Source organism: Xanthomonas sp. NCPPB 3005 (assembly GCF_041228095.2).
GTDB classification, from domain to species: domain Bacteria; phylum Pseudomonadota; class Gammaproteobacteria; order Xanthomonadales; family Xanthomonadaceae; genus Xanthomonas_A; species Xanthomonas_A bonasiae.
Genome location: NZ_CP166096.2, coordinates 76198 through 89285, shown reverse-complemented (window position 1 = coordinate 89285; position 13088 = coordinate 76198). Strand labels below are relative to the sequence as shown.

At 66.3% G+C, this 13088-nt stretch carries 15 protein-coding genes; all 15 read right to left on the bottom strand.

The genetic code is table 11. The features are described from left to right. Positions 1-58: 58 nt before the first annotated feature. The 15 genes from AB8810_RS00440 to AB8810_RS00370 all read right to left on the bottom strand — a co-directional run bounded on the left by AB8810_RS00440 (position 59) and on the right by AB8810_RS00370 (position 13073). Positions 59-1606 carry a PepSY-associated TM helix domain-containing protein gene (locus tag AB8810_RS00440; protein WP_369915191.1) on the bottom strand — a complete coding sequence of 516 codons (1548 nt, stop codon included), beginning with the start codon at positions 1604-1606 and terminating at the stop codon, positions 59-61. Next, positions 1603-1875 (bottom strand): hypothetical protein, encoded by a 273-nt coding sequence (locus AB8810_RS00435; protein ID WP_179570378.1) that lies wholly within the window; start codon positions 1873-1875, stop codon positions 1603-1605. The genes AB8810_RS00440 and AB8810_RS00435 overlap by 4 nt, the downstream gene beginning before the upstream one ends. Next, the gene (locus AB8810_RS00430) at positions 1865-2161 is read right to left on the bottom strand and encodes a hypothetical protein (protein WP_179570376.1); all 297 of its coding nucleotides are present in this window, start codon (positions 2159-2161) and stop codon (positions 1865-1867) included. Before AB8810_RS00430 ends, AB8810_RS00435 begins: the two co-directional genes overlap by 11 nt. A 6-nt stretch (positions 2162-2167) precedes the next feature. Next, positions 2168-4450: a TonB-dependent receptor gene (locus AB8810_RS00425; RefSeq protein ID WP_372530408.1), complete on the bottom strand. Its 2283-nt coding sequence runs from the start codon at positions 4448-4450 to the stop codon at positions 2168-2170. 369 nt (positions 4451-4819) lie between these two features. Continuing rightward, on the bottom strand, positions 4820-7216 hold the full coding sequence (locus tag AB8810_RS00420; protein ID WP_369915189.1) for a TonB-dependent receptor: 2397 nt from the start codon (positions 7214-7216) through the stop codon (positions 4820-4822). Positions 7217-7425: 209 nt separating this feature from the next. After that, positions 7426-7830, bottom strand: a complete 405-nt coding sequence (locus AB8810_RS00415; RefSeq protein ID WP_369915188.1) for a hypothetical protein — start codon at positions 7828-7830, stop codon at positions 7426-7428. 80 nt (positions 7831-7910) lie between these two features. Further along, entirely contained in the window at positions 7911-8216 is a 306-nt protein-coding gene (locus tag AB8810_RS00410; protein WP_369915187.1) for a cyclic-phosphate processing receiver domain-containing protein, read from the bottom strand. Between the two features lie 70 nt (positions 8217-8286). Continuing rightward, positions 8287-8553, bottom strand: a complete 267-nt coding sequence (locus tag AB8810_RS00405) for a hypothetical protein (RefSeq protein ID WP_369915186.1) — start codon at positions 8551-8553, stop codon at positions 8287-8289. A gap of 17 nt (positions 8554-8570) precedes the next feature. Continuing rightward, on the bottom strand, positions 8571-8975 hold the full coding sequence (locus AB8810_RS00400; RefSeq protein ID WP_369915185.1) for a Na+:solute symporter: 405 nt from the start codon (positions 8973-8975) through the stop codon (positions 8571-8573). 123 nt (positions 8976-9098) lie between these two features. Then, on the bottom strand, positions 9099-9380 hold the full coding sequence (locus AB8810_RS00395) for a hypothetical protein (RefSeq protein ID WP_369915184.1): 282 nt from the start codon (positions 9378-9380) through the stop codon (positions 9099-9101). Positions 9381-9427: 47 nt separating this feature from the next. Further along, a complete protein-coding gene (locus AB8810_RS00390; RefSeq protein ID WP_369915183.1) occupies positions 9428-9976 on the bottom strand; it encodes a hypothetical protein in 549 nt (182 codons plus the stop codon). Between the two features lie 1215 nt (positions 9977-11191). Next, complete coding sequence (locus tag AB8810_RS00385) at positions 11192-11497, bottom strand: hypothetical protein (protein WP_191826344.1); 306 nt, start codon at positions 11495-11497, stop codon at positions 11192-11194. A 96-nt stretch (positions 11498-11593) separates the two neighbouring features. Next, entirely contained in the window at positions 11594-12124 is a 531-nt protein-coding gene (locus AB8810_RS00380) for a hypothetical protein (protein ID WP_191826343.1), read from the bottom strand. 119 nt (positions 12125-12243) lie between these two features. Further along, positions 12244-12639, bottom strand: a complete 396-nt coding sequence (locus AB8810_RS00375; protein WP_369915182.1) for a VOC family protein — start codon at positions 12637-12639, stop codon at positions 12244-12246. Beyond that, the gene (locus tag AB8810_RS00370; RefSeq protein ID WP_369915181.1) at positions 12636-13073 is read right to left on the bottom strand and encodes a hypothetical protein; all 438 of its coding nucleotides are present in this window, start codon (positions 13071-13073) and stop codon (positions 12636-12638) included. Before AB8810_RS00370 ends, AB8810_RS00375 begins: the two co-directional genes overlap by 4 nt. Positions 13074-13088: the final 15 nt, after the last annotated feature.

Here is a 13088-nt window from a genome sequence, read left to right as displayed (position 1 = left end):
CAGCGCGCGCGGCGTTGCCGCAGCGGCCCGAACGACGGCCGACGTACAGCGCCAGCGCTCAGGTCTTCGCCGGCAGCGCCCACACGCTGTTGGGATCGCCGTTGCGGCCACGGCGATGGGTGGCGCGCGCCATCTGCCAGTACGCCCAGGCCAGGGCCACGGCGCAGCCGTCCACCGCCAGCAGCAGCGGACTGCTCCACGGCGCCACCCAGCCGCCGGCGCCGCGCAGCGCGGCCAACGGCACCAGCGCGGTCAGCACCGCGCAGGCCAACAGCAGCTCGTAGGCGCCGCGCGCGGTGGGACGCAGCAACGCCCAGGCCACGCCCAGCCCGAACACGGCGTAGTACACGCCACGCTCCTGCCCCGGCGGCAACAGCCGCGCGGCGACGAACAACGCCGACACGCCGGCCACGCAGCCCAGGCAGACGCCGGTCGTTAGCCGCGCCAGCGCATGCGTGCGCCACGGCTGCGCCGGCTGGCGCCGCTTGCGCCGCGCCTCCACCCACAGCAGGTTGCCGCTGTAGAACAGGAACGCACCGGCCAGGCCGAGCAGGAAATACAGCCATTGCAGCGGCGCCCCGCCGAAGTTGGCGAAATGCAGCGCCTGCAGTCCGCGCAGCGAGGCCACGCCCGGCGACATGCTCTGCGGCGCCAGCACCCGCAGCACCTTGCCGGTGGCCGCTTCCATCGCGACGCCGGCAAGCGTGTTGAGCCGGCGCTGCGGCTGGTGACCGTAGATCTCCACGCGCGCGTTGGCGTCGCCGGCATCGTGGAAGGACAGGCTCTCCGGCACGAAGCCGGGGCTGGCCGCACGCGCGCGCGCCAGCAGGTCGGCCACCGGCAACGGCGGCGCCTTCGTCTGCGCCGGCTGCACATGCGGGGTCAGTTCGAAATCCGGCTCCAGCACCTGCATCAGCTTGCCGTCGAACACCAGGTACTGGAACGGCGCCAGCAGCAGCACGCCCAGGGTCAGCACCGCGCCGGACCAGGCGAAGATCACATGGAACGGCAGCGACAGCATGCCGATCGCGTTGTGCGCGTCCTGCCACAGGCGCTTGACGTTGCGCCCCAGGCGCAGCGCGAACAGGTCCTTCAGGAACACCGGCGCATACAGCACCACGCCGCTGACCAGGGCCAGGCCGTACAGGATGCAGACCACGCCGAACAGGTAGGTGCCGAAGGTGCGCGGCAGCCCGGCGGTGAAATGCAGGTCGTACAGGAAATCGGCGAAGCCGCTGCGCTGCGGCAGCTGCACCAGTCGCCCGTCCGCACCGAGCTGGAACTGCACCGCCCCGCCGAACGGCTGCGCCGCCGGCCCGAACGCATACAGCCGCGGCAACGCGCCGTGTTCCCCCGGCAGCATCAGCGAGAACGATTCGGCCAGCGCCGGATGCCGCGCCAGCACCGCATCCTGCAGGGCCTGCGCCGCCTGTTCCGGCGTCTGCGTCGCCGGGGCGGCGACCGCCGCCGCGCGCGGCCAGTCGTTGAGCTCGTGGGTGAACACGGTGATCGCGCCGGCATAGAAGGCGATGAACAAGGCCATGCCGGCCAGCAGGCCCATCCAGCTGTGGGCCGACAGGAACTGGCGCAAGGTCGCCGCCTTCATACCGTCACCTGCACCAGGCCGGCGGCCTTCAACGCGTACAGCAGGCCATGGCACAGCAACGTCGCCAGGCCCAGCCACAGCCAGGCGCGCGCGCCGCTGCGGAACACGAACGCCAGCGACATCGCGCCGATCCACAGCGGGAACACCAGCAGCAACCACGGCAGCGTGTGCACCTGCAGCGCGCCCGGCCACAGCAGCACGCACAGCCCGACCACGCCCACCGCCAGCGGCAGGCCGAGCACGATCGCCGCCAGCCACCTAGCCCACATCGGCGCGGCCTCCACGCAGCTGCCGCCAGGCATCCAGGTACGGCAGCGCGACCGCGGCGAGCATCAGCGCGCTCAGCGCCGCGAAGATGCCGGCCCACACGCCGAGCGCGGCGATCGCCGCGGCCAGCGCCAGCACGCTCGACACCACGCCGGCCACGTTCAGCGCGCGCGCATGCCGGCGCCAGGCCGGACACAGGCGCTGGTGCGCGGTGGCCAGGTAGAACGCCAGCGCCGCCAGCGGCGCGGCGAGCAGGTACAGGGCGGTGGTCAGCGCGTGCATGGCCATCGTGGGTTACCAGCGCGCTTCGAAGCCGACGCCGACCACGCGCGGTGCGCCGAGGATGGCGATCGGCTGATCCGCCCAGCGGTACTGGATGTACTGCCGGTCGAGCAGGTTGTTGGCGAACACCCACGCGCTCCAGTCCAGGTTCTCGTAGCCGAACTTGGCGTTGAGCAGCGTGCGCGAGGCCAGCCGCGGCGCATCGCTGCCGATGTCGGTGTAGACAGTGTCGCGGAAGTTGGCGTTGAGATTGGCGACCCAGCCCGCGCCGAAGCGCCAGTTGCCGCCGAGCGCGGCGGTCCAGCGCGGCGCATAGGCGAACTCGCGGCCGGCATAGTCGGTGATCTCGGCATCGGCCACGGTCTTGAACTCGTCGAAGCGGGTGCGCGAATAGCCCAGCGAGGCGTACCAGTCGAAGCCTTCGCCGAGCCGGTGGCTGGCCTCCAGCTCGAAGCCGTACAGGTGCGCGCGGCCGGCGTTGACGGTGTTGTAGTCGTAGTCGTTGAGGCCGAAGAAGGCGAAGACCTGCTTGTCCTTCCAGTCGATGTAGTAGGCGTTGGCATTGACGCTCAGGCGCCCGTCCAGCCACTGCGAGCGCAGCGAGGCCTCGTAGTTCCAGGTGTATTCCGGGTCGTAGGCGAAGGCCTGGCTGCGCGCGGTATTGAAGCTGGAGCCGCCGGAGCGGTAGCCGCGCTGCACCACCAGGCTGGCGGCCAGGTCCGGGCTCCATTCGTAGCGCGCGCCGAGCTTGGGCAGGAACGCGCTGAAGTCGCGCGTGTTGTCCGGCACCTCGCCGCTGGCCGCATCGACGATGCCGGCCACGCCCGCATTGATCGCGGTGATCGCCTGGTACAGCGCGGTGCCGGGGCTGGCGAAGCTGGCCGCGCTCGGATAGCTGCCGACGAAGGTCGCGGTGGTGCTGGAGGCCATCTCGTAGCGCTGGCGGTCGTAGCGGAAGCCGCCGATCAGCGAGAAGCCGCCACCCACATGCCATTGCCCGTCGGCGAACAGCGCGCGGTTCTCCGAGGTGGTCGGCGCGTCACTGACGTACAGCACCGGGATCACCGGCAACGCCTGGCCGTAGGCGGCCGAGATCGCCGCGGCATTGGCGGCCGGGAAGCCGGCGCCGGTCAGCAGGCGGGTGATGGTGGCGAGCGGGGTATTCACGTTGAGACGGTTGACCACGTCGTTCTGGGTGTCGTGCTTGGCCCAGTACAGCCCGAACAGGCCGTCCACGGCCTGGCCGTCGTAGTTCAGGCGCACTTCCTGCGAAGTGGTGCGGGTGGTGGCCAGGCGCCTGGCGTAGGCGACCTGGGCGGCACTGCGGTCGCCGTCCCAGCTGCTGTCCATGTCCACCTTGTTCCAGGCCGTCACCGCCGACAGCGACCAGGCCGCATCGATCGCGTAATCGACGTCGAGGGTGGCGATGTCGCTGTCGGTCTGGCTGCGGTTCGGGGTGTTGTCGTGATTGACGCGGCGCTTGAAGTAGTCCGCCTCGTCGGTGGGCACGTACACGTACAGGTACGGCCCGTTGCGATGCGCCTTGGTGTAGCCGAGCTGGACCTTCAGCCCCTCGATCGCCGACGGCGTCCACAGCAGCTTGCCGCGGTAGGTCAGCGCGTGCTGCGCATCGTCGGAGGCCTGGCGCGTGTCGTTCCAGCTGTAGCCCTCGAAGCTGCGCTGCTCGACCGAGGCGCGGAACGCCAGTTCGTCGGCCACCAGCGGACCGCCGAACGCCGCGGCCAGGGTCCGGTCGGACGGATCGGAGGCCAGCACCCGCAGCTTGCCCTCCCAGTCCATGGTCGGCTCGGCGGTGCGCAGGATCACCGCGCCGGCCAGCGCGTTCTCGCCCTGCAGCGTGGACTGCGGCCCGCGCAGGATCTCCACCTGCTGCAGGTCCCACAGGCTCAGCGGCGCCGAACTGATCGCGTTCTGCGGCAACGCCGCGCCGTCCAGGTAGATGGTGGCCAGCGGCGCATCGCCGCCGCCGTCGATCTCGCGGATGCCGCGGATGGTGAAGCCGGTATCGCCGTAGCTCTGCGCCACGTTGGCGGTGCGGTTGAACACCTCGTAGAGGTTCTGCAGGTTTTCCTGCTCGATCCGCGCCTGGGTGGTCACCGCCACGCTGCTGGTGGTGTCCTGCAGCGTGCGCGCGCGCTTTTCGCCGGTGACGACGACGCGGTCCAGGGTGGTGGGATCGGCGACATCCGCTTCGGCGGCCAGCGCAGGCGCTGGAGCATGCAAGGCCAGAACCGCGGCGACGGAAACAGACAGGGGCAGCAAATTGACGCGCACGCGCATCGCTCCGTAGAAAGAAGATCGGACGGAGGCATGGCGACGGCTGTGCCTGGCTGCCGGACCCGGCAGCGCTGGGCGCGGACTTTAACAGAGCGTGAAGATGGCTGCTACAAATTTGTGCGGTGTATCAAAGGCTGCCATGGCGGATCTTCGGGATAGGTTCTTCCCGTTCTCCAGGATGGAGCGGCCTTCTGTAGGAGCGGCTTCAGCCGCGACGGGCGTTACCGATAGATCCTGTCGCGGCTGAAGCCGCTCCTACACGGGCAGGCGAGACGGCGCAGCCCGCCAACCGGCAGGCCGCGCCATCGCGGCCGCCAGCCCGAGGCCGACCGGAGCCGCTTTACAGGACTACCGGCCTTTTGCGCATCAATGCCAATGGACGTCGACCGACAGGCCGACGATGCGCGGCTCGTTGTACACCGCCGCCATGTAGTTCTCGATCACGCCCTTGAGGTTCTTCTCGTTGGTGATGTTGCGCGCGAACGCCGCCACTTCCCACGCGCCGTAGTCGCCGCTGTAGCCCAGCTTCAGCCCGCCTTCGAAGCTGCCCTTGGAATTGAACTCGGTCGAGTCGTACAGCACGAAGCTGGTCTTGCCCTGCTTGTTCCAGTCGGTGGCGACGAAGAACGCGCCGCCGTCGGCGACCGGGATGTCGTAGCGCGCGGCCAGGTTGACGTTGTAGGTGGGCGCGTTCGGCAGCGGATTGCCGTCGATCTGGGCGAAGGTGTTGGCGCCGACCTTGATCGTCGGATCGTTCACCGTGCACACCACCACGCCGTTCAGCGCGCACACCTGCGCGTACACGCGCTTGTCCTGGATCTCGCTGTGCAGCAGGCTCAGGCCGGCGCTCAGCGACAGGTTCGGGATCGGACGCCAGTCCAGATCGGCTTCCATGCCGTAGGCCTTGGCCTTGTCCGCATTGAACAGCACGCCGTTGCCGTTGGAGTCGTTGCCGTTGAGCTGGATGTCGTCGACCGTGTAGGTGAAGCCGGTGACGTTCAGGCGCAGGCGGTTGTCGAACAGGCTGCTCTTGATGCCCGCTTCCCAGGACAGGATCGTCTCCGAATCGGCGGTGGTGAAGTCGGAGTTGAACACCGCCGAACGGCCCTGGATGGTCGGGCCGCGGAAACCGCGCGCCACCTTCGCGTACACGCTGACGTTGTCGTCGATCGCGTACATCGCGCTGAAATCCCAGCTCGGCTGCGTATCGGCCATGCGCACGTCGCGGCGGCCGCGGTAGGTGACCACGCCGGCGGCGGTGTCGGCGGTCTTGAGCAGCTTGGTTTCCTTGCTGTCGCGGGTCTGGCGCACGCCCGCGGTCAGGGTCAGCGCATCGGTGGCCTTGTAGGTCAGCTGGCCGAAGCCGGCCCACGAGGTGTTGCTGTTGCGCAGGCGCACCCAGTTGTTCGGGTTGCGCGCCGCGGTCTGCAGGAAGTACGCGCGCTGGTAGAAATCGGTGGTGTCCTTGCCGTCGAAGTAGAACGCGCCGGCCTGCCACTGCAGCGCCGCGTCGCCTTCGCTGGCCAGGCGCAGCTCCTGCGTGTACTGGTCCAGGTCGCGCACCTGGCCCATCGACTGGCCGTAGCCGTTGGCCACGCCGTTGACCGGATAGTTCGCCGCCGCGCCGCCGTCGGTGTCGCCGCGGCTGTAGCCGGAGGTGGTCTCGTAGGCGCTGATCGAGGTCAGCGACACGCCGCCGAAGTCGTACACCGCCTTGAGCGAGCCGCCATGGGTCTTGTACGCCTGCGGATTGTCGTGCGCCTCATCGTAGGCCACCTGGTCGCGCGGCACATCGACCTTGTTGGAGCCCTTGGTGACCGCGTTGCGCAGGAACAGCGTGGAGGTGCCGTCGTAATCGCGGGTATGCGCCGAGGCCAGCAGCGAGAAGTCCTCGCTCGGCTTGAGCAGCAGCTGCAGGCGCGCATTGCGGTCGTCGTAGCCGCCCATCGCATCCTTCTTCGGCGTCACCGTGCCGTCGGCGCTGGGGCCGCTGTAGGTGTTGTCCACCCAATCGTCGCGGTGCTGGTACAACGCCGACAGGCGGAACGACAGCACGTCGTTGATCGGGCCGCCGAAACCGCCGTCGAGCGAGGTGGTGCCGTAGCTGCCGTAGCTGGCGCTGAGCCGGCCGCTGTAGTCGTCGCTGGGCTTGATGCTGTCGAACTTGACGATGCCGGCGGTGGTGTTGCGGCCGAACAGCGAGCCCTGCGGACCGCGCAGCACTTCCACTTGGTCCAGGTCGTAGACCGGGTTGGACTTCAGCACCACGTGCTCCAGCACCACGTCGTCCTGGATGATCGACACCGGCTGCGAGGCGCCGAGATAGAAGTCGATGTTGCCCAGGCCGCGGATGTAGAAGCGCGGGAAGATGCGGCCGGTGGTGGTCTCGGCGTAGAAGCTGGGCACCCGGCCGGACAGCGCCAGCAACGTGTCGTCGCCGCCGGCGGTGTAATTGCGCATCGCATCGCCCTGCACCACGCCCACCGACACGGGCACTTCCTGCAGGTTCTGCTCGCGGTGCTCGGCGGTGACGGTGATGGTGTCCAGCGAGGTCGCCGCATCGCCGGTCGCGGCGCCGCGCGTGGCCTGCTGCTCGCTACCGGCCAGCGACGGCGCCATGTCCTGGGCGGCGGCCGCGGTGGCGATCGACGCCAGCAGCAGGCCGGCGCAGGCCTGGGCCAGGCGGTTACGGACCGGGGCAGCGGACAGGCGCGACGAACGCGTGGCCGAGCGGCACGCGGAAAGATCGGGATGCAGCAACATGGCGATTCCTTTGGGCTGGATGACGATTCCGTTCGGCTTGCGCAGCAGCCCGCGACGGCGCGCCAGACGATGGCGTAGCGCGGCACGATATGTCATCCATGTTGCAACTCCGTGGCATCGCCGGCATGCGCGTGACGGCATGCAACGAAAGCGCGGTCCTCGCCAGGAGGCGGGCCTGCGCCTGCAGCCTCGGCGCGTGCAGCGCCGCGTCAGTCGCTATCGATCCCGATCACCGTCAACAGCAGGCTGGGTGAGTCACCACTCCCCGCCACCTCCGACAGCATGCCGGTGACGCGCACGATCTGCCCGGCGCCTTCTTCTTCCAGATGCGCCGCCTGGTCCTTGGTCACCGCCAGGCGCAGGCGCCGCACAGCGTCGTGGCGCGGCGCCTGACCGGCGGGCGACGCCGCCACGCAGACCGGCGTCGGCAGCACCAGCACCTCGCTGGCGGCGTCGGCTGCAGCAGCTTCGCTGGCCGGCGCGGCTTTTGCGTGCGGCTCCAACTTGCCGGACAGCGTGACCTTGATCGGGCCATAGGGCAGGCAGTGCGCCTGCGCCAACGGTGCCGCGCCGAGCGACAGGCAGGCGAACAAGAACACGGTGCGCAGCGACATTGGATTTATCCGTGGGCCAGGGAGGCGGGCAAGGATACGGGAGCTGCATGACCGCTGCGCGTTGCGGGAAAGCGACGGCTTCAGGCGCCTGTGCGGCGCTCGACATGCCGATGGATGGCCGCGATACCGGCCTCCATCCGCTTGCGAGCGGCCGGATTCGCGGAGTGCACTCGGATAGCCGGCGGTACGAAGCCACGCGTGACGACGGCTTCCTCGATCCAGGCGACAACGTCGTACCCCGTCCCTCGCTGGTCGTCGCCGAGATCGTGGTCGAGGCTGATCTCGAGGACGCGACCTTGCTCGAGAAGCGCGATCGCCTCGTCGGGCCAGTACACCCGTGTCCAACCGGGAGGGGTGGGTCTTTCGTCGTCCAGATAGATGCGCATGCAGTGAACTCTACCGTTAGCGTCCAAATCTCAAGCCGGCCTGCAGACTACGATGGGCTTGAGCGACTTCCTAGACCTCTCGGCCATTGAGCGCGCGTGCAACTGCCTCCGCATCGTCCCTGACAGCGAACAGGAACGTAAGGACGCAGGAACCGAACTCCCGTTCAAGCTCCTGCATCCGAACCGGGTGATTCCCGAAGCGGAAGCGGCCCGAGTCGGCGGCGCCGTACGGCAACTGATAGACCCCATACGAACGTGGCTGGGTCAGAGGGCCTTCCGTTCTGACGCTGGATGGATCGATGGCGTGCTTGACGATCTGCGTAAACGTGTCCGACATACGAAACCTCGAAGTGGCTAGCGTGCGCTCGCGCCGGCGCCCGCCATGGAAACTCCGAGCATGCGCAGGATCGGACCGGTCACGAGCACGCCAAGGATCGAACTCGGCGTCCCCCAGAAGAGAACCCCGACATAAATCATCGACGCCCCACCGCCGGTGTATGGACGTACGCAATCGGTGTAGTACGCCAGTCCCAGCCAGGGCGCGAACAGAAGGCAGCCGCCGACGGCCCGCAACGGGTTGGCCGTCGCCAGCGCGATGATTGGCGGCAGCAAGGGAACGAGCAGGAACATCCCCAACGCGGCAAGGAATTCCCGCAACCCGTGCTGGTAGCAGGCAAAGCTATTGAATGCTTGCAGGGCCACGACGCCAAGAATGGCGACAAGGCCATATGTCACTGCGCGACCGCGATTGATCAGCATGGACGTTGCGCCTGATGCGGGCCGATCCGCAAAGCGGGAGCGGCTTGTGGTGAAGTTCGGAACTGCAGTCTGGCTTGGCTTTGGATCATGGCCATGTTACGGCTCGGTAAGCTTTGCCGCCCTTTATAAGTGTTTGCAACGTGCCACCTCGAGCGCATGTATCGCGGGAAGCACAGACGGATGGCGCTTTACCCAAAGCGCACCCAGGTAGTCCACGACCGACCTGCCCCCCAGTTCCTCTTCCAGGCGATCGTCATGCGTAGCCTGCAGCAACGCGTGCGCGGATTCCATGACGTGCTCGGAAATGTCGGCCTGCGCAGTCCCGGTGTCTTTACCCCATTCCTTCTGGATGGAGGAGATGAGCTTTCCCGCCTCTGCTTCGGCCAATGCGCGCTTTCGTGGCATGCGACTGCCTATTGTCGAGTTGTCGATATCATCAGCCCCGCCGATCGTCAGCCACCGGGCGGCGTGCCTTCGAAGCGGATGCTGGCGCCATCGATCAGCGGCTTGTAGGGCTCGGCGAGCGATAGCTTCAGGTCTGCCCAGAACGTCACCTCCCTCGCCTGCGGCGGCACCTTGGCGAACGGCGCCTGCACGCCGAACAGGAACGTCGAAGGATCGCCGGCGAGGACGAAGCGCTGGAGTCCCTGGAGTTCGCGCACGCCGTCCGGGCTCAGGGCCAGCACGTAGGTCGAGACCGGCACATCCGAGCGGAACAGGCCGCCCGAACGCTTCTCGCGCGAGGTGCCTAGGAGCGACAGCCCCATCGAGGCGGACTTGATCCCGGACGCCCCCTCGAGACGCAACTTCAGGCGCGCGGCGGGAACGTTGACCTCATACCCTTCCGGGACGGACAGCCGGACCCGGACCTGCGCTGGGTCGGTCTGCGCAAGCGTGCGCGGCGACAGCGACGACAGGCTTAATGCCGTGGACAGTGGGATGGACGCACACCCCGCGAGCGCCATGATCGTTGCCAGAAGCATCCCTGCAAGCAAGCGCATGGTTCTTTCCTTTAGATCGAGGATGGAGGGTGTTGTAGCGCCGACCCGATGGCCAGGAAGGTCGCCTAGCGCCACGCAGAATAGGACGTCACATGGGCATGTTCGAATCGTCCGCGCGCATCCGTATCCATGTCGATGACGTAGCCCGACTGCCTCAGCACCGATTGCTCCGTGCCTATGACACATCGAAGATGCTGCGAAGCCGTTTCTTTGCAAGCGTCGAGGAAGTAGTCGTCCGAACCGAAAACCGGCGATCCTGCAAGATGGCGGTTCAAGCCTTGCTCTACCTGTTGTGCGCTATAGGACGTATAGGGTTGGTCGAATGGGAGCCCAGATGCTGCATACACGAGTTGCCACGGCGTCTCGCAAGCGCAGGGCGCCGGGGAATAGCCGAACAGCAGAAACCCTGCGGCGCATGCCGTGAGGGTTGCTGCTCCAAGAACAGGAAGGCGCCGCTGCATGTCGCTGATCCCTAGGTCTACTGATGACACGATGGTTGCCGAGGCAAGCCATCGCAAAGTGGTTCGGCTCGAACGTCAGATAGGCTAGCGTGTTATCGCATCCCGCCAAGCCCGCAATCTGCGCGCTGCCAATTGAGCACGGTCTTCTGTGCCAGAAAGCCCGATATGCCGGTCGGCAATGTTTACAAGATGTCTAGCAAGCGAAGACTCGTCGATGCCTTGGTGCAGCGTGCCGCAGATGGATCGACATAGCCGTCATATTCATCGCGTGCTTGCGGAGCACCCGCCACCCCGATTGGGTCCCAGAGATAGTGCAATCCCTTTCCAACAGCTTGGTGCAAGGATATCTGCTGGCATTCAAAATTGCGTGCCATAGTCGATCCGGATCGCCGATCACGCTACGTGACGGGACTGCTGCGTTCTATCTTCTACTCTTGTCTTGCGGCGCGCCCGATAGACAAGGTATGCCGAACCGTTGATGAGCAACCAACAGTACGCTGGAAATGCCGCGCCGAAAGCGATGCGCGATGCCGCCTCAAGGCCCTCCGAGGTTATCGCATCAGGCCCTAGTCCATCCCGAAAGAACCAACTCAAACACAGCAAGGAAAGGAAGGCCGCGGTCGACGTCAAAAGAGAAATCAGCAGCGTCAAGCGGGATGCGACAGCGATCGCTACGGGGAAAGCGACTCCAACGCAAACCAACAAAGTCGGAAGTGTAGCCATCGATATTTGCACAATATCCATATCTCTCCCGTCACCACTTCCCAAAGTACGACGAAATGTCGAAATAGACGTCTCGCTCTTCGCCGGATGGCAGCGAGATCGTGATCAGGTCCATGACCGGCGGTCCGGACAGCAGCGACTGCGATTTTACCTGCGCACCGGGGTAGTGCTGATTGAGCCAGTCCCTTTCCGCTCGTATTCCCTGTCCTTCGCTGTGCGCAGCGGAAAGATCGACTGCATGCTCCGGGGAAGAACCGTCGCCGTGGGCGATGTCCGTCCGTGGAGGCGACGCGGATTGGCAAGCCGCGAGACCTGTCGAAAGAACGACAGCCAACATTACACGCCGCATACGATTCCCCCTAGGTGATCCCAACATCCCTGGACCGCTCAGAACCGGCTGTCCCCCGCGGCCGGACAAGGCTGTCGCCTCGCGTCAATCGGCCACTACGGGCCGCTGGATCTTTTTACCACAGGTGGAACAGAACGCGTCGCTGCCCGCCACCTCATGGCCATCGGCGCATCGCTGTCGCGATAGCAGGCGCGGTGTACGGTACGCCGAGTAGAGAATGGCGAAGGCTGCACCATAGAACACCAACCAATGCCCGGAGAATGCACGGATGACCGAAGCGTCACCGATCCTCTTGAGATCCTGCGATTCGCTAGTCGCCATGATCCAGAAGAAGTTGGCGGCGGCATAGACGAATAGCGCGTATCCCGTGTAGCGCATCCATGGCGGGCAACCGGACAGCACCGTCTTCCAGTAGTCGCGGTGCGGCCTGCCCCGAGTGATACGGGTGGCGACCAGCACTGCGGGAAGCCACACCACGAAGATGCCGATGTGCAGCGACCAGACCAATGCACCGCCTGGAACCCGGAGTCCGAGCAGGGAGGCGACGTGGACGCAGAGGCTCAGCAGCAGCCCGACCGCCGCCAATGCCATGAAAGGAAGGAGTAGTGCGGCCATCGTTGCCCCTGATTGCTACCTGTCGCCTGAGTCGGCGGAATCTCAAGACAGCTTGGAACGAATGCGTTGCCATAGAGCGCCACGGCCGCAGCGCGAACCGGCGCGGGCGTGACGAAGTGTCAGGTCGCGCGGGCGCGAACCTGCACGACATTGCCTTCCGGATCATGCCCATCCAAATGCAGTTGATCGCGCCAGCGCCACGCGGACGCGAGCGGCTTGAAGGCACCGCCGCAGGATTCGGCCGCGGACCGGGCATGCTCCAGGCTCTCCACAAGGAACGAGCATTTGATTGGCGTTCCGGCTCTCACGTGGAGCGGCCCAGGTGCGGGAGCAGGTGCCCTGTCGCCCGCCATGCGGACCACGGCGATTTCGTAGTGGGCATTCCCCACCACCACGAAAGCGTCGTCCTGTTCCACAAGGTCGAGCGAAAGCGTCTTCCTGTAGAACTCGGCGACCCGCTCGATGTTCCGGGCGTAGATCACGCTGAGGGCATGGACGGGATGGGAGGTGCTCATGCAATCGGCTCCGGTTCGAAGGCTTGGTTGGGCAGCTGCTGGCCGCACCATGGACAGAATCGCGCAAACGCATAGTGCTCGTTGATCGACCAGCACGCATCCTCACCCCTGAACAGTTCGAACGCGAATCGGACCTCGGCGTCGGGATGCGTCGCAGCGGCGAGCATGTGGATGCAGCAGTACTTGCTCAGCCGTTCGCGATGCGTCACACGCTCGGGAAACTGGGCGTCCAGCCAGCTGGCACTCCACCGCTGGCACGCTGCGCACTCCTCGATATGCGTCATTGCCTCGTACGTCGCCCGGTCGGGGAAATGCGCTTCTTCGACGGCGATCATCCCTTCCAGCGTCAGCTTGAGCGCGGCATCTCCGTCGATGCGGTCGCGCATGCTGGCCATCGTCTGTCGGGCGGCAAGGCAGGTCTCGTCGGTCGTCATGTGCTGTTCGTTCGC